This window comes from Pseudomonas trivialis (assembly GCF_036864995.1).
GTDB lineage: Bacteria > Pseudomonadota > Gammaproteobacteria > Pseudomonadales > Pseudomonadaceae > Aquipseudomonas > Aquipseudomonas trivialis.
In genome coordinates this window covers 4,967,526-4,991,892 of the sequence record NZ_CP142151.1, presented here as the reverse complement: position 1 = coordinate 4,991,892, position 24,367 = coordinate 4,967,526, and the positions used below count along the sequence as shown (strand labels likewise).

Sequence of the window (24,367 nt, the reverse complement as noted above, 5' to 3'; positions counted from 1 at the left end):
GTTCGCGGAATCATGAAGAACAACTTTTCAGATTGCTTGCACTAGTTAAATTTTGCGCCAAGGCTGCTAGCTGCTCATCATCTGCACGTCGCCAATCATGTGAAGAAATATATCCCTCGTACCGGTCGAAAAACCTATCAATATTTGATGAGATTTTTTTAAATTCGCTATGGTTTCCCGTCCCGTGCATTGGGAAGAGTTTCGCGTGAAGATGGTCTACACCATATCCTTCAAAAACCATTGCGGTTCGCCCCACATCCTCCAGTGTGTCATCAAGAATCCTCGCAATTTTCTTCGAGGCAATTACGAGCTCAGCAAGTGGCGCATCATCCTGAGCAAATGCATAGCTGGAATAATGTTTCTTTGGAATGACAACTGTAGCGCCAACCGTGTTTGGGAAAATCGAAAGAAATGCAATATGCATATCATCCTCCCAGAAAATGTGTGAAGGCGCTTGTCTATGTACGATTTCGCAAAAAATACATCCTTTATTATGCACGTGTAAACCTCTTCTAGTGGGCTAAGTGGTTCGGGAGTCCCAACGAGCTATACTTGTTTCCTGTGTTCCAAATGAGCATTTAGCTATAGAAGATATCAAGTTTGAACTCAATGCCGCAGCGAGCGATAAATTCATTGGCCCATAGCTGGGCATAATAGCGCTCGGTAGGGCTGCCCATTTTTCGTTCTCAGCCATTTGAGCTGCCTCTTCAACAACGTGATAATCGTGAGGCTCGAAGTGAAATGACGCGCAAAGATGGTGCAGGTAACCACCGGCTACAACTGGAATCCCACAGGTCTTCGATATTTTCCATCCATCTCTGGCCAAGGTAGGAGGATTATCAGCCGTAATAGCGACGCCATCGAAACCTAGTGCAGCCATCTGGCAGAGATGATCCATGTCGGCTTTTGCATCCAGGTAATCGACGCTGATACCTTCAAATCGGGCATCAAGCGCCTGTTTCAATACATGGATTTTCTTTTGCCCGATATCTTTCAGCGTCCAGAAAAATTGTCGATTCAGATTACTCTTCTCGATCACATCAGCGTCTACTAAATAGAAGTTTTTGACGCCGGCACCTGCTAATAACATGCACACAGAACTGCCTATACCACCGCAGCCTACAATCATAACTTTTGCCTGGCTAAGTGCCATCACGTCCTCTATGACATCGCGGCAGCTTTTCGCAGAGCAAAGCAGATAACTGACAGTTCTGCTGGTTATTGGATCAGCAAGTAACTCAATGATACCGCGGACTTCGTCAGGAAGTCCCTCAATCAACGATCCTGCACCGACCAAGGCTTCTCGAAAGCCATCTTCATCACTCGCCGAAATGCGCGAGACGCCTGCTGGCCCACTGATTAAAACTTCTTCTCCTTGGTAGGTAAAGACTGTCGATGGGACGATAACTCCGGAAGGAACGTTTTCAGTAAAGTAAATTAGATCTTCCATGAATGCCTTAAAATGGATATCAGGGGAATAGATCCCCTGATAGCCTACGATTTAATTATTGCAAAAAGGTAACAGTGCAATCATGCCGCGGGTGCATCTCGACCTGTCAAAAGCTGCAATAGTAATTTGGTGGGGGTTATTGTTTGTTTTTTTGTGGTTAGTTCTGATATTTCCTTGGCGTCTTTTACAGAAGCGTGAGCAATAGGGGCTCCCATCAGAATTACCGCTGCTACTCCGAGCATTGTTTTCATTACTTACTCCATTTTTGGTTTTTAACTGAGGTCGTCAGTTTGTGTTGAGGATTTTCAAGGACTTCCTACCGCTCCCCCACTCCCGACTTAGTTATTTTGCTGTTACAGGCTTTTGACCGAGAGAACGCGGGAATGATGTCCTGTGTTTGAGGGTACTTCCTAATCAAAATATGATGGGCATTTAGATTGCGTCGGTCTTGCTTGTGCGGCGGTAGAAGATGCTATTGATCTGTCTTCGTTGGTTAATAATTGCTCGCGCAACGCCCTAGCATTGCAATATTGTGATAGAAGATTTCGAGCTTAATTTATGTGTGGGTATTTAACGAAAGTCTGTAGCCGAACAGTGAAAGAGTTGGATGTAGTTCAAAAGTAAATGCAGAAGGCCCCTGCATTGTTAGCACCTCTTAGTGAATGTGGCGCACACGACTATAGAAGGCACTACAACTGATGTAAGACGCATGCAGGGGGGGACTAATGTTTCGGAAACGGGCTACTTAAGTTCAGGTCTATGCCTACGATTGCAGCCGCCGGCTGATCACATCCAGCAAATCACAACCATCGCGCAACGGGATGGCGCAGAGCAGGGCAAAGTCCTGGAGGATGACGTTGTCGGTTTGCAGGCCTTCGCGAAAGGCCAGGTTTTCCATGACTTGGGTGACGGCGAGGATGCGGTAGAGCGCAGCGTCGTGGAGCACGTCCAGCGGGACTTGGGTGTCGATGAGCAGGGAAGGGGTGGTGCTGTCGTGACCGGTGAGTGGTATGTATCGGTTCATGTTTTAAAACCCATTCAAATAGAGGTGGGCTACACACGTATTCGTCGCCAAACGAATTGGGTGGCAGCTGTACGCAGGTTGGCGAACCGGGAATGGAACCGGCAGACCTGAAGGTCTCCCGCGCACAGCCGCCATGAAAGCAGCTATTGCGGCTACAAAAGAACCTGCAAAAAAGCAGAAGCTTTTGCACCATTCACCGGGTCGCCAAACCCGTATCGCCATGTGGACGACGGCCGAACTATAAGCGTCATCCTCCGCCACGAGCAAGTCACCCAGCCGATGCGGTTCAAATGTGGGAGGGGGCTTGCCCCCGATAGCAGTGTGTCAGTCAGCATACTTGTAGCTGATCCACCGCCATCGGGGGCAAGCCCCCTCCCACATGGGTTCTGCTGTGTTCAATAGATTTGAGTCAGCGGGTAGCCAGTGCACCCTGGTACACCGTCGGGCCTGTGGGCTGCTTGCTCAGCGAACCGCCCTTGGTTTCCGAACTCACCATCAATTCCACCGGTTTGCTGATGGTTTCCTGCTGGCGCGGGTTCAGGCCGATGATGCCTTTGCCGTCTTCCGGCAACAGCCCCAGGGACACGGGCGTACCGCCTTCGGGGATGGCCCACAGTTCCAGGCTTTGGTCGGGCGCCGGGGCCGTGGCGGCAATCGGCTGCACTTCGAGGTAATCCTTGTGCGCCATGATCTGCGCTGCCGGCTGCTGGGCGGTCGTCACCAGGGTGGCGGCGGATTTGACGCTGTCTTTGGTGTAGAGCGCGCCGCCGACACCGGCAACCACGACGACACAGGCGCCGATAAACAGGCGCGCACGGCTCCAGAATGGAGGCTTGTGCTCAATCACTGGGGGTTGGATCGCAGTCATAAGTCTCTTCCTGACAAATTTTGTAGTCAGTTCATGGACCTTGCCAATGAAGATGGGTTCCGGAGCCCATCGTCGGCGATCTTCGTCAGAGTGATGCCAATTGGCCTTTATATAGCACTGGGCCGGTCGGCTGGCCGCTCGGTGACCCACCTTCGGGTTCGAGTGTGACGGCGAGAGTGGCCGGGGCTTTGAGCAGCGTTTGCTGTGCCTCGCTCAACGGAATTCGGCCCCTGCCTGCAGTCGGTACCAACCCCAGGGAGATCGGTTTGCCACCGGCGGGAATAACCCATAATTCCAGCGCCTGCGCAGGCGTCAATGCGGCTATTGCGAGCGGTTCAACCTGCAGGTGATCGGCAAACGTGTCGATCCGCAACGCTGGCTGCTGGTCGGCGGCGACCAGCGTGGTGCGGTATGCAAGGCCTGTGTCGCGTGGGTAGAGCACGCCGATCAACACTGCCACGATCAAGGCGCACACGGTTGCCAGCAGGCGCATTTTCATCCACCACGGTTTTTTCGCCGGTACGTGCAGCCTCTGCGGCTCGATCCGTGCCTGAATGGCTGACCACACGTGATCGGGCACCGCGCGTTCGGGCAGGCTGCCAGTGAGGCTGGCAAGGGCCTCCTGCCAATGCCCAAGCTCTGCGCGCAAGGCGGCATCATTAAGCAGAAGGGCGTCAAACCGCCGACGGGCGGTGGCGGGCATCAGCCCGATAGCGTAGTCGGCGGCCAGGGCGCGACGCAGGGCGGTGGTGTGGTAGTTCATGATTCAAGGCACCTGCGCAGGCGTTCCATGCCGCGACGAATCCAGGATTTGACCGAGCCCAGGGGGGCCGCCAGGTGTTCGGCCAGCTCCGAGCATGACAAGCCTCGAAAGTAAGCCACGGTGATCGATTGGCGCTGCATGCCGTCGAGGGTGTCCAGGCAACGGTTGAGGGCGCGGGCGTTGCGTTCGCTGTCGAGCCGGTCATAGGCGCTGGGGCCTTCGTCGAGCAGGGCATCCTGCTGGCCGTCGACAAGGGGTTGCTCACGGCGTTTGCGCAATTGGTCGATGGCCAGGTTGCGGGTGATGTTCACCATCCAGGTCATGGGCGACGCGAGGTGTGGCTCGTAGCGCGACGCGTTGTACCAGATGCGCACGAAGGCCTCCTGCAACACGTCCTCGGCGAGGTCCGCACGGCCCATGAAGCGGTAGGCCACCCCATGCAGGCGCGGCGAAACGCTGCGGTACAGGGTTTCGAACGCCTGGCGGTTGCCCAGGGCGCATTGGGCCAGCAGCGGGCGTAATGGGTCAGCATCGGTCAGCGTAATGGGGCTTCTCCAGGCTCTCGAACGAGGGCGACGGGACTGCGCACGGTGGGCAGAGGGTAATCCAATTTGCGCAGTCATTCCATCCAGCTCCGGGCGGCCTGTAAGCGTTATACGCGGGCCGAGGCGTTTCGGATGCGGTTGGGAACAAGCCCTGTTATCGCCAGTCCAACGCCTGCTTTCGCCCCCACCTGCAGAGGTTGTTTCGATGAAAATTTCACGCGGTTTCGCCCTTTCCTGCCTGATGACCCTGGCAGCGGCCCCGGTGTTCGCCGCAGGGTTCAGCCTTGGTGATGCGGCCAATGCGATTTCCGGCATGCAGGGCGGCAACAACAAGGCCGCTGCCGCCGCGCCGTCGTCCGAGACGGCCGGTCTGCTGAGCGCACTCACCTCGCAACTCAATGTCACCCCCGAACAGGCCGTGGGCGGCACCGGCGCCATGCTGGGCCTGGCCAAGAACCAACTGAGCGGCAACGACTATTCGCAATTGGCCAAGAGCGTGCCGGGGCTGGACAAGCTGTCCGGCGACAATGCACTGGGCAGCCTCGGGGCCTTGAGCGGGATGCTCGGCCAGAGCGGCGGCAGCAAGACCAGCGGCCTGGACGGCCTGCTGGGCAACGTGAAGAACACCAACGACCTGAACACCGCGTTCAGCGCCCTGGGCATGGACAGCGGCATGATCGGTCAGTTTGCGCCGGTGATCCTGCAATACCTGGGCAGTCAGGGCGCCAATGGCTCGGTACTGGGCAAGCTGGCCCAGGCCTGGGGCACCGGCAGCTAAGCCTGCTGCGCGCGCAGCTGTTCGATGCGCGCGTCTTTCTCCTGCCAGAGCTGGTTGACCCAGTTCTGGACGGTCTGGCGAAACACCGGATCGTTTTCGTAATCCCCCTGCCACAACGCCGGATCCAGCTCACGGGTGCGGATATCCACGATCACGGTTGGCACGCCGCCGCTGATCAAGTCCCAGAACCCCGGGATCTTTGCCTGTGGGTAAACCACGGTCACATCAAGGATCGCGTCCAGCTGTTCACCCATCGCCGCCAGTACAAACGCCACGCCGCCCGCCTTGGGCTTGAGCAGGCGGGTAAAGGGTGATTCCTGCTGCACCCGCTTGGCTTCGTTGAACCGCGTGCCCTCCAGGTAATTGACCACCGTCACCGGCTGGCGCTTGAACAGTTCACAGGCCTGTTTGGTGATCTTCAGGTCCTGCCCTGCCAGCTCCGGGTGTCTGGCCAGGAACGCCTTGGTGTAGCGCTTCATGAACGGGTAGTCGAGCGCCCACCAGGCAAGGCCCAGGAAGGGCACCCAGATGAGTTCTTTTTTCAGGAAAAACTTGAAAAATGGCGTGCGCCGGTTGAGCGCCTGGATCAGTGCCGGAATATCCACCCACGACTGGTGATTGCTGATTACCAGGTAGGAGGTGTCGCGTCGCAGGTCGGCGCCGCCGCGAATGTCCCACTGGGTCGGGATGCACAGCGAGAAGATAAGCTTGTCGATCTCGGCCCAGGTCTCGGCGATCCACATCACCGCCGCCGAGGCATGGTCGCGCCAGCGCCCCGGCGCTGCCAGCTTGAGCAGCGCGAACACCAGTAACGGGCCGATCAGGATCAGCGTATTGAGCAACAGCAGCAACGTGACGGAACAGCCGGTGAGCAGGCGGCGCATAAGCAACTCTTGGAATGCTTGTGGGCCGCTCATCATAAGCAAGCGCAGTGCAGAGGCCAAATCGCAAATCACCCCACGAATGTTTCACAACGGGCACGCTATGCTCGCTCATCCAACTAAGTGCCGGGTTTGCGGTCTAGAATCCGCCCACCTTCTTTCGAGGAAATCACGCCGTGAAATTGCTCCTTGCCGCGTTCACCCTGGTTGCCCTGCCCGTCATGGCCGCCGAACCGACCCTCTACGGGCGCTACGAATACATCCAGTTGCCGGAGATCGGCGAGACCTTCAAGGCCAAGATGGACACCGGCGCGCTGACCGCCTCGCTGTCGGCCCGCGACATTCAGACTTTCACCCGTGACGGCGACGACTGGGTGCGCTTTCGCCTAGGCGGCCAGGACGCGTCGAACAAGGTGTACGAGCACAAGGTCGCGCGCATCAGCAAGATCAAGAGCCGCGCTGACGAGGATGACGACAAGGACGAGACCAGCGTGACCAAGCGCCCGGTGATCGACCTGGAAATGTGCCTGGGCGACGTCAAGCGCACCGTCGAGGTCAACCTCACCGACCGCAGCAGCTTCAACTATCCGCTGCTGATCGGCGCCAAGGCCCTGCGCGAATTCGGCGCGGCGGTGAACCCGGCGCGGCGCTACACTGCCGACAAACCGGACTGCTGACGGATCGCCATGGCGCACATCCTGATTGTCGAAGACGAAGCCGCAATTGCCGATACGCTGATCTTCGCCCTGCAGGGCGAAGGGTTCGCCACCACTTGGCTGACCCTCGGCCAGGCGGCGCTTGCGCATCAGCGCCAGACCCCGGCCGACCTGGTGATTCTCGACATTGGCCTGCCGGATATCAGCGGCTTTGAAACCTGCAGGCAATTGCGCCGTTTCAGCGAAGTGCCCGTGATGTTTCTCAGTGCCCGGGATGGCGAGATCGACCGGGTGGTGGGGCTGGAGATCGGCGCCGACGACTATGTGGTCAAGCCGTTCAGCCCGCGTGAAGTGGCGGCGCGGGTGCGGGCGATTCTCAAGCGGGTCGGCCCGGTTGTGGCGCCCGCAGTGTTCCAGATTGATCGGGAGCGCATGCAGATCACCTATCGCGGCCAGCCCCTGAGCCTGACCCGCCATGAGTTCCGCCTGTTGCAAAGCCTGCTGGAGCAACCCGAGCGAGTATTCAGTCGCGAGCAACTGCTGGACGCGGTGGGCGTGCCCGCCGACGCCGGCTACGAGCGCAATATCGACACTCACATCAAAAGCCTGCGCAGCAAATTGCGCAGCGTGGCGGCGCAGGCCGAGCCGATCCAGACCCATCGCGGCCTCGGCTACAGCTACAGCCCCGGCAACAGCTGATGCGCCTGGGGCTGCGGATTTTCCTGGTGTATGCGCTGTTTATCGGCCTTACCGGTTATTTCGTGCTCAGCACCGTCATGAACGAAATCCGCCCCGGTGTGCGCCAGTCCACCGAGGAAACCCTGGTGGACACCGCGAACCTGCTGGCCGAAGTGCTGCGCAATGACGTGAAGAACGGCACCCTTGGCCAAAGCCATTGGCCGCAGCTGCTCACGGCCTACGGCAGCCGCCAGCCGGGCGCGACCATCTGGGGGCTGCCGAAAAACCAGGTCAACCATCGCATCTATGTGACCGACGCCCAAGGCCGTGTACTGCTCGACTCCGCGGGCGAAGCGCTGGGGCAGGACTATTCCCGCTGGAATGACGTGTACCTGACCCTGCGCGGTGAATACGGCGCGCGCTCCACCCGCAGCGACCCCGACGACCCGGCCTCGTCGGTGATGCACGTGGGCGCACCGATCCGCGACAACGGCCGGATCATCGGCGTGGTCACCGTGGCCAAGCCCAACAGTTCCTTGCAGCCCTATGTCGACCGCACCGAGCGCCGTTTGCTGTGGTACGGCGCCGGGCTGGTGGTGCTCGGCCTGCTGCTCGGCGCGTTGCTGTCGTGGTGGCTGAGCGCTGCCTTGCGGCGTCTCACCGCCTATGCCGAGGCGGTGAGCGAAGGGAGTCGTGCCGAGTTGCCGCATTACCGGGGTGGCGAGCTCAAGCAGTTGTCCACCGCCGTGGAGCACATGCGCACGCAATTGGAAGGCAAGGCATACGTCGAGCATTACGTGCACACCCTGACCCACGAGTTGAAAAGCCCGCTGGCGGCGATTCGCGGCGCGGCGGAGTTGTTGCAGGGCGATATGAGCCGCGAGCAGCAGCAGCGCTTCGTCGGCAATATCGACAGCGAAAGCGCGCGTCTGCAGCACCTGATCGAACGCCTGCTGAACCTGGCGCAGGTCGAACAGCGCCAGGGCCTGGAAGAGCAGGCGAGCATTGCGCTGGGGGCATTGGTCGATGAGGTGCTCAAGGCGCAGTGCGCGCGTATCGAAGGCGCCGGGCTGCGGGTTGAGCAGGCCATTGCGGCGGATGTGCAGGTGTTCGGCGAGCCCTTTCTGTTGCGCCAGGCGCTGGGCAATCTGCTCGATAACGCTCTGGATTTCACCCCGGCGGGCGGCACGCTGAGGTTTAGCGCGCAGGTGCGGCATCACGATGTGGACGTCAGCCTGTTCAACCAGGCGCAGCCGATTCCCGACTATGCCCTGCCGCGCCTGAGCGAGCGCTTTTACTCGCTGCCGCGCCCGGCCAGCGGACGCAAAAGTACCGGCCTGGGCCTCAACTTTGTCGAGGAAGTGATGAAGCTGCACGGCGGCGCCATGGACATCGGCAATGTGCCGGGCGGCGTGCAAGTGGTGCTGCATCTCCACACAGTCTCCACGATGCCCACATAAATCGCCCACATGCGCGGCTCACGCTCTGCCCATCCAAAACAGGGAGAGCCCCATGAACCGCAGCTTGCTTTACAAACTTGGCGCCATTGCGCTGCTGATGTTGCTGTTGCTGATTCCGTTGATGATGATCGATGGCCTCATCAGTGATCGTCAGCAGAGGCGCGATGACGTATTGGCGGATATCGCCCGCAGCTCCAGTTACCCACAGCGCCTCACCGGGCCGGTGATGGTGGTGCCGTATCGCAGGACCGTGCGCGAGTGGAAGCTCAATGAAAAACTCAATCAACGCTACGAAGAAACCCGTGAAGAACGCGGTCGTCTGTATTTCCTGCCGGAGCGCTTTGAACTCGATGGCCAGGTGCACACCGAGCTGCGTACGCGTGGCATCTACCAGGCGCGGCTGTTCCATGCCGACAACCGCATCAGCGGGCGTTTCGAGTTGCCTGAGCAGTTGGGCATTACCGAGAATTTTGCCGATTACCGCTTTGAGCCGGCGTTTCTGGCGGTGGGTGTCAGTGATATTCGCGGCATCGAAAATGCGCTGAAACTGGAACTGGGCAGCCAGCGCCTCGCGTTCGCACCGGGCTCCCAGGTGGACTGGCTGGGGGAGGGGGTGCACGTGGCGCTGCCGGCGCTGGACAGCCACAAGCCCGCCGCGCTGGAGTTCGCGTTCGACCTGCGCCTGCAAGGCACCGAACAGATGCACGTGGTGCCAGTGGGCAAGACCAGCCAGGTGTCACTCGCTTCCAACTGGCCGCACCCCAGCTTTATCGGCAACTTCCTGCCGACGCAACGGGAGGTGACGAACAAGGGCTTTACCGCTCGCTGGCAAACCTCGTTTTTCGCCACCAACCTGGAGCAAGCCCTGCAAAGCTGCCTGGACCGCCAGGCCTGTGAGGACTTCAACAACCGCAGCTTCGGCGTGAACTTCATCGATCCGGTGGACCAGTACCTCAAGAGCGACCGCGCGATCAAATACGCGTTGCTGTTCATCGCCCTCACTTTTGGCGGCTTCTTCCTGTTCGAAGTGCTGAAGAACCTCGCGCTGCACCCGATCCAGTACGCCCTGGTGGGTGTGGCCCTGGCGTTCTTTTACCTGCTGCTGCTGTCGTTGGCCGAGCACCTGGGGTTCGCCCTGGCCTATCTGATCTCGGCGAGTGCCTGTGTGCTGTTGATCGGCTTTTACCTGTGCCATGTGCTGCGCAGCCTTGCCCATGGCCTGGGATTCTCGGCGGGGTTGGCGGCGCTGTATGGCTTGTTGTACAGGCTGCTCGGCGCAGAGGATTATGCGCTGCTGATGGGCTCGCTGTTGCTGTTCGCCCTGCTCGGCACGGTGATGGTGCTGACGCGCAAACTGGATTGGTACGGCGTGGGCCGGCGCAAGGGGGTTGAGCAATGATGGGCTTGCGCGAGGATCAACAGTTAAGGGACCAGTTGGTGAGCAGGATCAACACGCTGTTGTGGCGAGCGGGCTTGCCCCGCGCTGGGCTGCGCAGCAGCCCCAAAACCAGCCGCAGAGGAGTGTCTGAAGCACCGCAATCTGCTTGAGGGGGCTGCTTCGCAGCCCAACGCGGGGCAAGCCCGCTCGCCACAGAACGTCAGGCAGGTGGCTGGGTCTGCAGCATCGAAGGCCGCTGGCTGACCTCGGCATACCACTGCGCAAGCCTGGGGTTATCCGCCCGCCATTGCATATCCGCATGACGGAAATCGAGGTAGGCCAGGGCACAGGCCATGCTGATGGCGGCGACGTCGAAATGGCTGGTCAGCTCGGCCATCGCATCCTGTTCCAGCTCGGCGAGGGTGCGGCGTATTTTGTTGCGTTGTTCATCCAGCCACGGGGCCCAGTGTTTTTCCACCGGGCGCAGGGCGAGCTCGTAGCGCGTCAGCACGGCGGCATCCAGGATGCCGTCGGCCATCGAGGCCAATGTGAGGCGGCGCCAGCGGGCTGAGCCGTCGCGAGGGATCAGTGGGTTGCCGACGTGCTGGTGGTCGAGGTAATCGAGGATCACTCGGCTGTCGTGCAGCATGCTGCCATCGGTCAGGCGCAGGGCCGGGATCTTGCCGACAGGGTTGCCTTGCACCACTTGGGCGTCCGGGCTGACCGGCGTCGGCACGCAGTCGTGCAGGGCCACGCGGTCCTGCTGGCCGGTTTCGATCAGCAGCACACGGACTTTGCGCACGAAGGGTGAAGCGGGGTTATGGAACAGGGTCATGCTGGGCGTGGACATGGGCATTCCTCGAAGTGGACTGGGGCCTAGCCTATGAGGTTGGGCGGTGGCTGGCGAGGAGATTGTGGTGTTTTTTCGGGCCTCATCGGGAGCAAGCCCCCTCCCACATTTTGAAAGTATTCACAATTCAAAATGTGGGAGGGGCCTGCTCCCGATAGCGCACTCAGCCGCGCCGCGCCAACAACCCCCAGGCGCCAATCACCGCAGGAACTCCCAGCCCCACCCAGCTCAAAACGTCCCAGAGCCCGTCGCCCAACAGCGCTGCAAACAGCCCGGCGGCACTGAGCAGACCGATCCCCAGCGGTATGCCAAACACCTTCCAGAAACTCGACTGGCGCGGTTTCATGCCTTGCCCGCCTTGCGCCGCACGAGCCACAGGTACACCCCGCTGCCCAGCACAATGATGGTCAGCACATCCAGTACCGCCCACAGGATCTTCATCGGCATGCCGCCGTAGTCACCAAAGTGCAATGGCTGCGACATGCCCATGGCGTCCATGTACCACGGCCGTTCGGCAATGGCGGTGACGGCCAGGGTGCGGGCGTCGATCAGCACCGGCGTGAGCAGGTGCGAGGTCAGGTGCGTGCTGCCTTTCATGAACACGGCGTAGTGGTGCTCGCTGGAAAAGCGTGTGCCAGGGAAGGCGATGAAGTCCGGCTGCATGCCCGGCGCTGCGTTGGCGGCAATGCTCAGCAACTCTGTGACCGGTGCGCGCTGCGTCAGCGGCGGGGCGTTTTTGTAGGGTTCGATCATGGCGCTGAGGCTGTCGGCGCGCCAGGCAGCGATGATCAGGTCGGCGCAGGCACTGATCACGCCGGTCACGCCCACCACCAGCGCCCAGGTCAGGGTGACCGCGCCGAGCAGGTTGTGCAGGTCGAGCCAGCGCAGGCGCGTGGATTTATCCTGGCGCACCGTGCCGAATTTCAAGCGCCGCATGAACGGCAGGTACAGCACCGTGCCGGAGACAATCGCCAGCACAAACAGCAAGCCCATGAACGCCAGCAATAACTTGCCCGGCAGGCCGGCGAACATGTCCACATGCAGGCGCAGCACGAACAGCGTAAAACCGCCATTGGCCGAGGGCATCTCCACCGATTCACCGGTGCGTGCGTCGAGCATGAAGGTGTGCGACGAATTGGGCTCGGTGCCGGCGGTCGCCGCCATGATCGCGATCACCCCGTTTTTGTCGTCCTCGTCCCAGGCCAGGTACTGCATGGCCTCGCCCGGGCGATGGGCCTGGGCTTTGGCGACCAGTCGTTCCAGATCGAGCTGCGGCGTGTCGGCCGGCATCTGCGCAAGCGTCGGCTCATTGCCCAGCAGGTGGTCGATCTCATGATGGAACACCAGCGGCAGCCCGGTGAGGGCGAGCAGCAACAGGAATACGGTGCAGATCAGGCTGGTCCAGGTGTGGATGAAGGACCAGCGGCGGATGGTTTTGCTTTTCATTTTTCTAGCCTTCAAACGCACCGAAGCCGTCCCGGAGGACGGCTTGGTGGTTAACTCAGCGGATTACCACTGATAAGTGGCACTGGCGACTACGCTGCGTTGGTCGCCGAAGTAGCAGTAGGAGCCATCGCAGGTGGAAATGTAATCCTTGTTGAACAGGTTAGTGGCGTTCACTTTCACCGACGCACCCTTGAGGCTGGTGTCCAGTCGGCCCAGGTCATAGTGTACGGCGCCGTCGAACACGGTGTAGGCATTGGCTTTGCCGGTCCAGGTGTTGGCCTGGTCGCCATAGGTGTTGCCGGTGTAGCGCGCGCCAAAGCCGATGCCGAAACCGTCGAGTAGTCCGGTATGCCAGGTGTAGTCGGTCCACAGCGAGGCTTGCTGATTGGGGATCAGTTGCAGACGGTTGCCTTTGTACTGGCCCTTTTGCACTTCAGACTTGGCCAGGGTATAGGCCGCGATTACCTTGAGGTTGTCGGTCACGTCAGATACGGCTTCCAATTCCAGGCCCTTGACCTTCACTTCACCGGTCTGATCGGTGACCGAGGCGCCACCGGACTGGAAGCTGGTGACTTGTACATTCTTCTGCGTCAGGTCGTAGACCGCGGCACTGAGCAGTGTGTTGGAGCCGGGCGGCTGGTATTTGATCCCCAGTTCCCACTGCTGGCCTTCGGTCGGTTTGAACGACTGGACGGGGTCTACGCTGGCGTTGCTCGCGGGCTGGAACGACTCGGCGTAGGAAAGGTAGGGCACGAAACCTGAGTCGAACACATAGCTCAGCGCCGCGTTGCCACTGAAGTTCTTGCTGCGGTCGGTATTGGTGGCGTCGTTTTTATTGAAGTAGGTTGTGCCCTGGTGTACCCAGTCTTCACGGCCGCCAAGGGTCAGGCGCCAGTTATCGAGGGCCATTTGGTCCTGCACGTAAAGGCCGGTCTGCACGGTTTTCTGGTTGTAGTCGTAGAAGGCCGTTGAGCGCGCCGGGCGTACGATCGGCTGACCGTAGACCGGGTTGAAAATGTTGGTGGTGCCGCCGTCACCGAAAATCGCCAGGTAAGAGGTATCGGTGCGCTGATGATCCAGACCCAGCAGCAGAGTGTGAGTGATGTCGCCGGTGGCGAAGTCAGCCTGGAAATTGTTATCCACTGCGAACTGGCTGATGTCCTCGTCCACGTTGGTCGAGGAGCGGCTGATATTGCCATTGGCATCAGCAGGGGAGAACGCGAAGGAGCCGACCGTCAGTTGTTGGAACGCCAACTCGGACTTGGTGTAGCGCAGGTTCTGCTTGAATTGCCAGGTATCGTTGAAGCGATGCTCGAAAGCATAGCCGAGCGCGTAATAGGTACGGTCGTAGAAGTCGTAATCGGGATCGCCAAGGTTCTTGTGGTGGGAAACCTCGCCTAGCGGTGATTTGATCTTGGTGCCTTGGATCGGCAGGAACTGGCTGGTGGTGCCGGTATCATCGCGGGTGAACTGTGACAGCAGGGTCAACTTGGTGTCGGTATCGATATTCCAGGTCAGGCTGGGCGCGATGTTGTAGCGCTTATTGTCGATATGGTCGACCTGGGTGCCAGCATCACGCAGCACACCGCTGAGGCTGTAGAGAAACCGGCCTTCGTCATCGATTTTGCCGGTGCTGTCAAAGTTGATCTGGCGGTAGTTGTCACTGCCGTACTGCACCTGCACCGCGTTACTCGATTCTGCGCTGGGACGCCGGCTGACCATGTCCAGCAGACCGCCCGGTGGGGTCTGGCCATAGACCGACGAAGCCGGGCCGCGCAGCAGGGCGAGGCGGTCCAGATTCCACGTTTCGGCTTTAGGGTTGGCGTACACACCGCGCGGCAGTGGCAGGCCGTCGAGGAATTGGGTGGGTTCGAAGCCGCGTACGCGCATCCAGTCGTAGCGTGTGTCGCTGCCGTAGCTGGCGGACACAATGCCGGGCATGTATTTGACGGCATCGTCCAGGTTCTGGACGTTGCGATCCTGCATCTGCTCGCGGGTGGCAACGGAAATCGAGCGCGGCGCTTCGACCAGTGCAGTGTCGGTCTTGGTGCCGGCGGCGGTGCGCTTGGCCAGGTAACCCTCCACCGGCCCCCACGCACTCTCATAATTGCCCTGCCCGATAACGCTGGTCTGCGGCAACGCCACAACCCCGTCCGGAATTGGCACCAACGTAAACGTCCCTGCCGTGCCTTGCTCCAGTTGCAGCCCCGTCCCGCGCAAGGCTTCACGCAGCGCGCTCTGCGCATCGAACTGGCCCTTGACCGGTGCCGAGGTCTTGCCGGCGGCGAGCGTCGGGTTGAGGGTCAACGCAAGGCCGGCCTGGCTGGCGATCTGGTTCAGGGTGCTGGCCAGTGGCGCGGACGGCAGGTTGTAGGCGCGCACGCTTGCGGTTTGTTCGGCGGCGAGCAGCGAGGGGCTGGCGAGCGGGGCGCCGAAGGCAATGGCCACGGCTAACAGGCTGGGGCGCAACAAGGTGTCGAGCGTGCGGGACATGAAGGGGCGGCTCCTGATGGAAATAGTTCTCGATTGCCTAGGTGCCGGATGAGAATTGGAAAGTGATAGGGCGGGCGGTAAATATTTTTTGGGTTGTTGTTGAGGGCCTCATCGGGGGCAAGCCCCCTCCCGCATTTCAAGGCCTGGCGCGCACCGTCACCCACCACGGTGTGTGCTGCTCGATCTGCACCGGCAGCGTCGGCAGCAATGCATTGAGCGCCAGGTTGGTATCGCGCAGCGGGAAGCTGCCGGTGATGCGCAGGTCGGCCACGTTTTTATCCACGCCCAGGTGGCCGCTACGGTAGCGGCCGAGCTCCTTGATCACGTCAGCGAGACGCGCGTTGTCGACCACCAGCATGCCGCGCGTCCAGGCGTCAGCGCCGGGGGTGACGGCCAGCAAGGGGCCCAGACCATCGCTGCGCATCAGCACTTGCTGGCCGGCCTTGACCACCTGCGCCTGATGCTGCGCCTCAGGCTGCGCGGCCACGGCCGACTGCAACACGCTCAGGCGCGTGGCGTGGTCTTCGCGCTTGACGATGAACCGCGTGCCCAGCGCACGCAGGCTGCCGTCGGGGGTTTGCACGTAAAACGGGCGCGCGTCGTCATGGCCGGTTTCGATCAGAATTTCCCCGGCCTGCAACACGATCAGGCGGCGCTTTTCGTCGAAGCGCACGTCGATGGCGCTGTGGGTATTGAGGTTGATCGAGGTGCCATCGGCCAGTGTCAGCGTGCGTTGCTCGCCGGTGGCGGTGCGTTGGTCGGCCAGCCAGTAATGCAGCGGTACATAGCGCTCGCCGGCAAACAGCGCCAGCCCGCACACCAGCGCGATACTCGCCAGGCCCCGGCCCAGCTTGCGCACGCGGTGGCGAATGCCTTCGCGCGACTGCAGCAAGGCCGCCCGCGCCGGCCCCGAGGCTGCGCTGAAACGCTGATCGAGCATGCCCAGCTGGCGCCAGGCGCGGGCGTGTTCGGCATCGCTGGCCAGCCATCTGCGCAATTCTTCCTGTTCCACCGCGCTGGCGTCGCCCGCGTCGAGGGACAGTTGCCAGGCAATCGCGGCATCCAGCACCCGCGCCGAGACCGGTTTGGCACCTATCACAGCGGCTGGCCGTACAAGGCGATGTAGCACTGGCGAATCCCCTGGGCCAGGTACTGGCGCACGCGGGGCACCGAGACGCCCAGGCGCTGGGCGATTTCGGCGTGGCCCATGCCGTCCAGACGGCTGTGCAGAAACGCGGCGCGAGCCTTGCTCGACAGTTTGCCGAGCAGGCGGTCGATGGCCTTGAGGTCTTCGAGGATCAATTGCTGTTCTTCGGGCGAGGGGTGTTCGCTTTCCGGGATCAGCATCAATTCGGTGAGGTAGGCCTGTTCCAGCGCGGCGCGGCGGAAGTAGTCGAACAGCAGGCCCTTGGCGATGGCCACCAGGAAGGCACGCGGCTCGCGGGGTTCGCGCAGTTCAGTACGCCCCAGAAGGCGCACGAAGGTGTCCTGACTCAAGTCTTCGGCGCGGCTGGCGCAGGCCACGTTGCGCCGCAGCCAGGCCAGCAGCCAGCCACGATGGTCGCGATACAACGCACCAACAAGCTCACTGTGGGGAGGCTGGACTGACGACAAGGCATCACCGGATAAACGAATTGTTTAAACTAACGAGAATTATTCGCGATTGTGGCAGAGGCATCGGATGGGCGCAATTGGCGTTTGTCGGGAGATGACATTAAACCGATGGCGCGTGTTTGCGCCGTCTCCATTGGCCCAAGCGCTCCTGCAAGGTCTTGGGTGAGTCGATGTGCTGCCGGCGCGCGCGGCTGAACAGGATCAGCATCAGTTCCGCCGTGGCCAGGGCATCGGCGCTGGCGTGATGACGTTCGCCCACCTGCAGGCCAAAGTGGTGGATCCAGTCGTCCAGCCCGGCTTCACGCAGTGGCGCGTCGGGGCACAGCAGCGGGGCGATCTCGGCCACGTCGAGGAACGGGTGGGCCAGGCGATAGCCCAGGCTGTCCTTGAGCGCGCGGCCCAGCATGTGTTGATCAAACGGCGCATGAAAGGCCAGCAGCGGGCTGTCGCCGACAAACGCCATGAAGTCCAGCAGCGCCTCCACCGGGTCGCTGCCGGCGGCGATGGCGCTGGGGCCCAGGCCGTGGATCAGCACGCTGGGGCTGAGCCGGTTGTCGGCGCGGTGCAGCGTGCGTTCGAACAGTTGCGAGAAGTCCACCGCGCCGTCCTCGATCACCACGGCGCCGATGGACAGCACCTGGTCGCGGTTAAGGTTCAGACCGCTGGTTTCCAGGTCCACCACCACCCAGCGCTGGCTGCGCAAAGAACCGTCGCCCAGTGCGCTGGGTGTGGGCAGTTGCAGCAGGTGTTGCTGCTGCGCCGCGTCGAGCCGCGGTTTTGTCTTGCGCAGCCAGTTGAACAGGCTCACAGCTGGTACCGAAATGTCAGGCTGCTCTGCAGGCGTTGGGCCTGGCGCAGGGATTCGCGCAGGATAAGGCGGTCCAGGTGGTTGAGGCTGTCGGGGTCGACTCGGTTGGAGTACGGCTGGTTTTCCCGGCTTTGCAGTTGGTGCTGCTGCATGCGGGTCTGCTGGATAAAGTGATAGGCCTCTTCATACGCGGCGCCATCCAGCGGCTCGATCACGGCCTTTATCACCAGTTGGCGCAGACGCTCCAGGGTGTTATTGGCGTGAATGCCATTGGCCAGGGCCAGCAGTCGCGCGCCGTCAACGAATGGCGTAAGGCCCTGCACCTTGAGATCGAGGGTGGCCTTTTCGGCGCCGTTGCGTGTCAGCACGAAGTCGCGAAAGCGCCCAACCGGCGGGCGCTGGCGCAGGGCGTTCTCGGCCAGCATGCGCTGGAAGATGCGGTTGTCGGCGACCTGGTCAAGGATGCCCTGGCGCAGTTGCTCACAGCCCTGCTCATCGCCCCACACCACGCGCAGGTCGAAATAGATGCTCGAACCCAGCAGGTTGTCCGGGGTGGCCTCGCGGATGAACGCCGCAAACCGGCGTGCCCATTCAGAGCGAGACAGACACAGCTCGGGGTTGCCAGCCATGATGTTGCCCTTGCACAGGCTGAAGCCGCACAGCGCCAGGCTCTGGTTGATCTGCTGCGCCAACGGCAGCAGGCGCCCGCGTAGCTCGGCGGCTTCGGCGGCGTCCCTGGCCTCGAACAGGATGCCGTTGTCCTGATCGGTGTAGAGCGTCTGTTCGCGGCGCCCTTCGCTGCCGAAGCACAGCCAACTGAATGGCACGCCCGGGTCGCCCTTTTCGGCGAGGGTCAGTTCGATCACCCTGCACACGGTGTGGTCGTTGAGCAGCGTGATGATGTGAGTGATCTGGGTGGACGAGGCACCGTGGGCGAGCATGCGCTCCACCAGTTGACCGATCTCGCCGCGCATCGCCACCAGGTTGTCGACCCTGGGCGCGTTGCGGATGGTGCGGGCCAGGTGCACCAGGTCGACCCGTTGCAGGGAAAACAGGTCTCGTTCGGACACCACGCCGCACAGGCGCTGGTCCTTGACCAGGCACACGTGGGCGATGTGCCGTTCGGTCATGGCGATTGCGGCGTCGAAGGCGCTGTGGTCCGGGGTGAGAAAAAACGGTGCCTGGGTCATGTGCCCCGCGATGGCCTGGCTGAAGTCACCGGTGCCGTCGGCCACCACCTGGCGCAGGTCGCGCAGGGTGAAGATGCCCAGGGGCGCCTGCTGGTCGTCGACGATCACGATGCTGCCCACTTGCTGCTCATGCATCAGCGTCACGGCTTCGCGCAGCGGTGTCTGCGGGCTGCACATCACCGGATGGCGCATGGCAAGGTCGCCCAGGCGGGTGTTCAGGGAGTATTGGGTGCCGAGGGTTTCCACGGCCTTTTGCTGCACCTGCTGGTTGACCTGGTCCAGCAGGCTGCTGACGCCGCGCAAGGCGAAATCGCGGAACGGGCTGGACAGCGCAAACAGCTTGATAAAGGCCGGCTTGTTCAGTTGCAGGCAGAAGGTGTCTTCGGCGGCTTTGTGTTCGGTGCGGGTCGCTCGTTCACCGAGCAATGCGGCCAGCGGAAAGCATTCGCCGGTGGTGATTTCGAAGGTGGTTTCGGTCGAGTCCGGGCGTTCACCCACCACGCGGCCTTGCTTGACGATATAGAAGTACTCCACCGGCCCGCCCGACGGTTTGAGGATGCTGTCGCCGGGGCCGTAAAAGCGCAACTGGCATTGTTCCACCAGAAACGCCAGGTGCGTGTTTTCCATCTGGTTGAACGGCGAAAAGCGCTGCAGGAATTGCAGGGTGCCGTGGATGTTCTGCAGCACGGCGGTTTTTCCCGCCTGGGCGAAAGCATCAGCTTTACTCATAACAGTGACCGCAATGTTTTTGTCGTTATCGTGCTGCATGGTCGGCTGGTGCACGGCGGGTGCCCATTGGACGTAAGTCTAGGTAGCGAAGTGACTGCACGGACTAGGGAAAAACCCTATGGGACTATCGTGCAAACCCCGTGGAACGCCCACTAGGCAAAGTTTCCGACGAAGTGCACATTGAACGCCCTTGCGCAGATGTCTGACGAGTGTGCTGCGAGATTGAATAGAACTGCTGAGAACTGTATGTCCGACCACGATATTTTGAGTGATGCCGAGCGCGAGGCGCTGAGCGCCGTGATGCTGGAACCTGATTTACCGCCACAACGTGTATTGATTGTTGATGACGACAAGGATGCGCGTGAACTGTTGGCGGAGATTCTGGGGCTGGACGGTATTCGCTGCATGACGGCCGACAGCGGTGAGGCAGCGTGGGAATTATTGAAAACCAGCAGCTCGATCGGCTTGTTGATTACCGACCTGCGCATGGCTCCCGGGAGTGGTCTTGAGCTGATCCGCCAAGTGCGTGAATCTACCCGCGCGGCGTTGCCTATCATCATCATGTCGGGGGACGCCGAGGCGCCGGATGTGATTGATGCGATGCATTTGAGCGTGGTGGATTTTTTGCTCAAGCCGATTGATAGCGTGAAGTTGGCGCAGATGGTGAAGCAGGAGTTGGGGATGATTTCCTGATGGTGAGGTGACGGTGCTGGCCTCATCGGGAGCAAGCCCCTCCCACATGTCGAGCTGTGAATGCCTTGCAAATGTGGGAGGGGGCTTGCTCCCGATAGCGCTACTCCAGTCAACCTGAAACCAAAGAAAAAGCCCTGATCGAGAGATCAGGGCTTTTTCATTTACAGGCCGTTTTTGGCCTTGAACTCCCGACGCCTGCGGTGCAGCACCGGCTCGGTGTAGCCATTGGGTTGTTTGGTTCCTTCAATCACCAACTCCACCGCCGCTTGAAACGCGATGTTGCTGTCGAAGTCCGGCGCCAACGGCCGGTACTGCGCATCCCCGGCATTCTGGCGGTCCACCACCGGCGCCATGCGCTTGAGGCTTTCCAGCACCTGGGCCTGGCTGACGATTCCGTGGCGCAGCCAGTTGGCTATGTGCTGGCTGGAAATACGCAGGGTGGCGCGGTCTTCCATCAGGCCCACATCGTTGATGTCCGGCACTTTGGAGCAGCCCACACCCTGGTCGATCCAGCGCACCACGTAACCGAGGATGCCCTGAGCGTTGTTGTCCAGCTCGTTGCGGATTTCTTCGTCAGACCAATCGGTAGTGCCGGCCAGCGGAATCGTCAGGATGTCGTCCACCGAGGCGCGTTCGCGCTGGGCAAGTTCCACCTGGCGGGCGAACACGTCGACCTTGTGATAGTGCAACGCATGCAGGGCGGCGGCGGTTGGCGACGGCACCCAGGCGGTGTTGGCACCGGCCAGGGGGTGAGCGATTTTCTGTTCGAGCATGGCGGCCATCAGGTCGGGCATGGCCCACATGCCTTTGCCGATCTGGGCACGGCCCTGCAGGCCGGCGCGCAGGCCAATGTCGACGTTCCAGTTTTCGTAGGCGCCGATCCATTTTTCCGCTTTCATGGCGGCCTTGCGCACCATCGCGCCGGCTTCCATGGAGGTGTGGATTTCATCGCCGGTGCGGTCGAGAAAGCCGGTGTTGATGAACACCACGCGCTCGCTGGCCGCCTGGATGCAGGCCTTGAGGTTGACCGTGGTGCGGCGCTCCTCGTCCATGATCCCGACCTTGAGGGTGTTGCGTGGCAGGTTCAGCACGTCTTCGATGCGACCGAACAGCTCGTTGGTGAACGCGGCTTCTTCAGGGCCGTGCATCTTCGGTTTGACGATGTACACCGAGCCGGTACGGCTGTTGCTGCGGCTGCTGTTGCCGTTGAGGCTGTGGATCGCCGCCAGGCTGGTGAGCAGGCCGTCGAGAATACCTTCGGGCACTTCGTTGCCGTGTTTATCGAGGATCGCGTCGATGGTCATCAGGTGACCCACGTTGCGCACGAACAGCAGCGAACGGCCGTGCAGCGTCACGTCTTCGCCGTGCACGCCGGTGTAGACGCGGTCGGGGTTCATGGTGCGGGTGAAGGTGGTACCGCCCTTGGCGACTTCTTCAGCCAGGTCGCCCTTCATCAGGCCGAGCCAGTTGCGGTAGATCACCACTTTATCGTCGGCATCGACGGCGGCGACGGAGTCTTCGCAGTCCATGATGGTGGTGAGTGCGGCTTCCATCAGGATGTCTTTGATGCCGGCGGCATCGGTCTGGCCAACCGGGGTGTTGGCGTCGATCTGGATTTCGAAATGCAGGCCGTTGTTTTTCAGCAGGATCGCAATCGGCTCGGCTGCCGGGCCCTGGAACCCGATGAGTTGGGCATCGTCGCGCAGGCCGCTGTTGCTGCCGCCTTTAAGGGCCACGATGAGCACGCCATCGACGATCTTGTAGCCGGTGGACTCGGCATGGCTGCCGGCGCTGAGTGGCGCGGCCTGGTCAAGGAAGGCGCGGGCGAAGGCGATGACCTTGTCGCCACGCACCTTGTTGTAGCCCTTGCCCTTCTCGGCGCCGTCGGCTTCGCTGATGGCGTCGGTGCCATAGAGCGCGTCGTACAGCGAGCCCCAGCGGGCGTTGGAGGCGTTGAGGGCAAAGCGCGCGTTCATCACCGGCACCACCAGCTGCGGGCCGGCCATACGGGCGATTTCGTCGTCGACGTTTTCAGTGGTGGCCTGGAAGTCTGCGACTTCCGGCAGCAGGTAGCCGATGTCTTGCAGGAAGGCTTTATAGGCCACCGCGTCGTGGGCCTGGCCGGCTTGAGCCTGGTGCCAGGCGTCGATCTGCGCCTGAAAATCGTCGCGTTTGGCGAGCAGGGCCTTGTTCTTCGGCGCGAGGTCGTGAATGACCTGGTCGGCGCCGGCCCAGAACTGCTCGGCCGTGAGGCCGGTGCCGGGAATCGCTTCGTTGTTGACGAAGTCGAACAGGACTTTGGCGACCTGCAGGCCACCGACTTGAACGTGTTCAGTCATTGCTTGCCTCACTCTGCGGAGCTTATGCGCTTTATCTGATGATCATTATGTAGTGCACGGTTGGGCATACTACATGATGATTTGTGCTTGTGGACATCAGACTAAACAGGTCGTTTGGCGACCCGTTTTGGTCATGCGGTCACAGCGAAGAGCCGGATGTTCTCAAGAAACCGTTGGATTGTTCCAGATAAAAATAAAAATGGTACACGATTTGTTTTCGAGGGCCTGCGGGTCCACCTTGTAGATTGATTTCCAGAGGGCTTCGCCATGGACCATCTTGTACTCACAATTATCGCCGCCGACAAACCCGGCCTCGTCGAACGCATCGCGCAGAACATTGCCGCCCATGGTGGCAACTGGCTGGAAAGCCGCATGGCCCATATGGCCGGGCAGTTTGCCGGGATTCTGCGAGTGAGCGTGCCGGCCGAGAGCCGACAGGCGCTGGTGGGCGCGCTGGAGGACCTGTCCACCCATGGCATTCGTGTGCTGGTGGGCGAGGGCAGCAGCGGGCAGGCGTCGACGTCCAAGTCGATTGTGATGACGCTGCTGGGCAATGACCGCGCGGGCATCGTGCGTGAGATTACGGCGTTGCTAAGCCGCGAGGGCGTCAACCTGGAGCGCCTGAGCACCGATGTGCGCCCGGCGCCCATGAGTGGCGACCCGCTGTTCAGCGCCGAAGCCCTGCTGCAGGTGCCGTCCGGCTTGTCCCTGGAAACCCTGCAGGAATCCCTGGAAACACTCGCCGATGACTTGATGGTGGAGCTGCGCAGCGAGGAGTGATCAGCGTTTGCGCGCGTTCAACCCGATATCCACGCTGTACACCGCCAGCCCGGCCCAGATGAACGCGAAGGCGATCAGCGTGGCCGGCGCCAGGTGCTCGCCGAACAGCAGCACGGCCTGGAGCAGCACCAGAGTGGGCGCTATGTACTGCAAAAACCCCAAGGTGGTATAGGGCAGATGCCGTGCGGCGGCGTTGAAACACACCAGCGGCACCAGCGTGACCGGACCGGCCGCGACCAGCCACCAGGCTTCGGATGTGCTCCAGAATGCCATCTGCGCGCTGTGGGCCGAAGGATTGAACAGCAACCACGCCACGGCAATCGGCACCAGCATCCAGGTTTCCACCACCAGCCCCGGCAGCGCCTTGACCGGCGCCTGCTTGCGGATCAGCCCGTAGAAACCGAAGGTCAGCGCTAGCACCAGCGACACCCACGGCAAACTGCCGACCTGCCACACCTGCTGCGCCACACCCACCGTCGCCAGGCCCACGGCCACCCATTGCAGGCGGCGCAGGCGCTCGCCGAGGATCAGCATGCCCAGCAGCACATTCACCAGCGGGTTGATGTAGTAACCCAGGCTCGCTTCGAGCATGCGCCCGCTGTTCACCGACCACACATAAGTCAGCCAGTTGGCCGCAATCAACGAACCACTGAGGGCCAGGATCGCCAGGCGCCTGGGGTTGTCGCGTAGCTCGCGCCACCAGCCCGGGTGTTTCCACACCATCAGCAACAAACCGCCGAACAGTGCCGACCACAACACCCGGTGCACGATGATCTCGGCGGCGGGCACGCTGGCGATGGCTTTGAAGTAGAGCGGGAACAGGCCCCAAATGATGTAGGCGCTAAGGCCCAGGATGTACCCCTTGCGGGGGTTGGCGGCGTGCATGCGGAATCCTTGCTCGGGCAACTGACAAAGGCGTGATTGTAAGGATATTTGTCAGCCTG

General features: G+C 61.1%; 25 protein-coding genes. 7 read left to right on the top strand and 18 right to left on the bottom strand.

The window, feature by feature from the left end:
- Positions 1 to 10 precede the first annotated feature (10 nt).
- From VRB54_RS22135 to VRB54_RS22105, 7 genes are all read right to left on the bottom strand, one after another.
- Positions 11 to 499, bottom strand: a complete 489-nt coding sequence (locus tag VRB54_RS22135) for an HIT family protein (RefSeq protein ID WP_322212085.1) — start codon at positions 497 to 499, stop codon at positions 11 to 13.
- 21 nt (positions 500 to 520) lie between these two features.
- Complete coding sequence (locus VRB54_RS22130; RefSeq protein WP_322212084.1) at positions 521 to 1,450, bottom strand: ThiF family adenylyltransferase; 930 nt, start codon at positions 1,448 to 1,450, stop codon at positions 521 to 523.
- Between the two features lie 80 nt (positions 1,451 to 1,530).
- Entirely contained in the window at positions 1,531 to 1,701 is a 171-nt protein-coding gene (locus VRB54_RS22125; RefSeq protein WP_338478756.1) for a hypothetical protein, read from the bottom strand.
- A 512-nt stretch (positions 1,702 to 2,213) separates the two neighbouring features.
- Positions 2,214 to 2,474 (bottom strand): hypothetical protein, encoded by a 261-nt coding sequence (locus VRB54_RS22120; RefSeq protein WP_338478755.1) that lies wholly within the window; start codon positions 2,472 to 2,474, stop codon positions 2,214 to 2,216.
- Positions 2,475 to 2,883: 409 nt separating this feature from the next.
- Entirely contained in the window at positions 2,884 to 3,342 is a 459-nt protein-coding gene (locus tag VRB54_RS22115) for an anti-sigma factor domain-containing protein (protein WP_338478754.1), read from the bottom strand.
- An 85-nt stretch (positions 3,343 to 3,427) separates the two neighbouring features.
- Complete coding sequence (locus tag VRB54_RS22110) at positions 3,428 to 4,105, bottom strand: anti-sigma factor (RefSeq protein WP_338478753.1); 678 nt, start codon at positions 4,103 to 4,105, stop codon at positions 3,428 to 3,430.
- A complete protein-coding gene (locus VRB54_RS22105; RefSeq protein WP_338478752.1) occupies positions 4,102 to 4,728 on the bottom strand; it encodes an RNA polymerase sigma factor in 627 nt (208 codons plus the stop codon). The genes VRB54_RS22110 and VRB54_RS22105 overlap by 4 nt, the downstream gene beginning before the upstream one ends.
- 127 nt (positions 4,729 to 4,855) lie before the next feature.
- Here VRB54_RS22105 and VRB54_RS22100 point away from each other — a divergent pair, with 127 nt between their 5' ends.
- Positions 4,856 to 5,428: a DUF2780 domain-containing protein gene (locus VRB54_RS22100; RefSeq protein ID WP_322212080.1), complete on the top strand. Its 573-nt coding sequence runs from the start codon at positions 4,856 to 4,858 to the stop codon at positions 5,426 to 5,428.
- Here VRB54_RS22100 and VRB54_RS22095 read toward each other — a convergent pair.
- Positions 5,425 to 6,312 (bottom strand): acyltransferase, encoded by an 888-nt coding sequence (locus VRB54_RS22095; protein ID WP_338478751.1) that lies wholly within the window; start codon positions 6,310 to 6,312, stop codon positions 5,425 to 5,427. The two genes, VRB54_RS22100 and VRB54_RS22095, sit on opposite strands and share 4 nt — an antisense overlap.
- Before the next feature lie 173 nt (positions 6,313 to 6,485).
- On the opposite strand from VRB54_RS22095, the gene VRB54_RS22090 reads away from it, so the two are divergent.
- Genes VRB54_RS22090 through creD form a run of 4 tightly spaced genes read left to right on the top strand, consistent with a single transcriptional unit; the run spans position 6,486 to position 10,502 of the window.
- Positions 6,486 to 6,986, top strand: coding sequence for an ATP-dependent zinc protease (locus VRB54_RS22090; RefSeq protein ID WP_209985655.1), 501 nt, complete (start codon positions 6,486 to 6,488; stop codon positions 6,984 to 6,986).
- A gap of 9 nt (positions 6,987 to 6,995) precedes the next feature.
- Complete coding sequence (creB, locus tag VRB54_RS22085) at positions 6,996 to 7,664, top strand: two-component system response regulator CreB (RefSeq protein WP_338478750.1); 669 nt, start codon at positions 6,996 to 6,998, stop codon at positions 7,662 to 7,664.
- The gene (creC, locus tag VRB54_RS22080) at positions 7,664 to 9,103 is read left to right on the top strand and encodes a two-component system sensor histidine kinase CreC (protein WP_338478749.1); all 1,440 of its coding nucleotides are present in this window, start codon (positions 7,664 to 7,666) and stop codon (positions 9,101 to 9,103) included. Before creB ends, creC begins: the two co-directional genes overlap by 1 nt.
- A 52-nt stretch (positions 9,104 to 9,155) precedes the next feature.
- On the top strand, positions 9,156 to 10,502 hold the full coding sequence (gene creD / locus VRB54_RS22075; RefSeq protein WP_338478748.1) for a cell envelope integrity protein CreD: 1,347 nt from the start codon (positions 9,156 to 9,158) through the stop codon (positions 10,500 to 10,502).
- Positions 10,503 to 10,701: 199 nt separating this feature from the next.
- On the opposite strand, the gene VRB54_RS22070 is transcribed toward creD, so the two are convergent.
- From VRB54_RS22070 to VRB54_RS22035, 8 genes are all read right to left on the bottom strand, one after another.
- Positions 10,702 to 11,331 carry a glutathione S-transferase family protein gene (locus VRB54_RS22070; protein WP_338478747.1) on the bottom strand — a complete coding sequence of 210 codons (630 nt, stop codon included), beginning with the start codon at positions 11,329 to 11,331 and terminating at the stop codon, positions 10,702 to 10,704.
- Positions 11,332 to 11,494: 163 nt separating this feature from the next.
- Positions 11,495 to 11,677 (bottom strand): hypothetical protein, encoded by a 183-nt coding sequence (locus tag VRB54_RS22065; protein WP_209985641.1) that lies wholly within the window; start codon positions 11,675 to 11,677, stop codon positions 11,495 to 11,497.
- Positions 11,674 to 12,777, bottom strand: coding sequence for a PepSY-associated TM helix domain-containing protein (locus VRB54_RS22060; protein WP_338478746.1), 1,104 nt, complete (start codon positions 12,775 to 12,777; stop codon positions 11,674 to 11,676). Before VRB54_RS22060 ends, VRB54_RS22065 begins: the two co-directional genes overlap by 4 nt.
- Positions 12,778 to 12,840: 63 nt before the next feature.
- Positions 12,841 to 15,270 carry a TonB-dependent siderophore receptor gene (locus VRB54_RS22055; protein ID WP_338478745.1) on the bottom strand — a complete coding sequence of 810 codons (2,430 nt, stop codon included), beginning with the start codon at positions 15,268 to 15,270 and terminating at the stop codon, positions 12,841 to 12,843.
- A 136-nt stretch (positions 15,271 to 15,406) separates the two neighbouring features.
- Positions 15,407 to 16,369, bottom strand: a complete 963-nt coding sequence (locus tag VRB54_RS22050) for a FecR family protein (protein ID WP_338478744.1) — start codon at positions 16,367 to 16,369, stop codon at positions 15,407 to 15,409.
- Positions 16,366 to 16,884: an RNA polymerase sigma factor gene (locus tag VRB54_RS22045; protein WP_003238039.1), complete on the bottom strand. Its 519-nt coding sequence runs from the start codon at positions 16,882 to 16,884 to the stop codon at positions 16,366 to 16,368. The genes VRB54_RS22050 and VRB54_RS22045 overlap by 4 nt, the downstream gene beginning before the upstream one ends.
- Before the next feature lie 100 nt (positions 16,885 to 16,984).
- Positions 16,985 to 17,692 carry a 3'-5' exonuclease gene (locus VRB54_RS22040; protein ID WP_338478743.1) on the bottom strand — a complete coding sequence of 236 codons (708 nt, stop codon included), beginning with the start codon at positions 17,690 to 17,692 and terminating at the stop codon, positions 16,985 to 16,987.
- Positions 17,689 to 19,611, bottom strand: a complete 1,923-nt coding sequence (locus tag VRB54_RS22035; RefSeq protein WP_338478742.1) for a putative nucleotidyltransferase substrate binding domain-containing protein — start codon at positions 19,609 to 19,611, stop codon at positions 17,689 to 17,691. Before VRB54_RS22035 ends, VRB54_RS22040 begins: the two co-directional genes overlap by 4 nt.
- A gap of 246 nt (positions 19,612 to 19,857) precedes the next feature.
- On the opposite strand from VRB54_RS22035, the gene VRB54_RS22030 reads away from it, so the two are divergent.
- Positions 19,858 to 20,304, top strand: coding sequence for a response regulator (locus VRB54_RS22030; protein ID WP_338478741.1), 447 nt, complete (start codon positions 19,858 to 19,860; stop codon positions 20,302 to 20,304).
- Between the two features lie 161 nt (positions 20,305 to 20,465).
- Here VRB54_RS22030 and VRB54_RS22025 read toward each other — a convergent pair whose 3' ends face one another.
- The gene (locus VRB54_RS22025; protein WP_338478740.1) at positions 20,466 to 22,643 is read right to left on the bottom strand and encodes a malate synthase G; all 2,178 of its coding nucleotides are present in this window, start codon (positions 22,641 to 22,643) and stop codon (positions 20,466 to 20,468) included.
- Between the two features lie 267 nt (positions 22,644 to 22,910).
- On the opposite strand from VRB54_RS22025, the gene VRB54_RS22020 reads away from it, so the two are divergent.
- Entirely contained in the window at positions 22,911 to 23,423 is a 513-nt protein-coding gene (locus tag VRB54_RS22020) for a glycine cleavage system protein R (protein ID WP_338478739.1), read from the top strand.
- Here VRB54_RS22020 and rarD read toward each other — a convergent pair whose 3' ends face one another.
- On the bottom strand, positions 23,424 to 24,308 hold the full coding sequence (rarD, locus tag VRB54_RS22015; RefSeq protein WP_338478738.1) for an EamA family transporter RarD: 885 nt from the start codon (positions 24,306 to 24,308) through the stop codon (positions 23,424 to 23,426). It abuts the gene before it with no gap.
- Between the last annotated feature and the right edge of the window lie 59 nt (positions 24,309 to 24,367).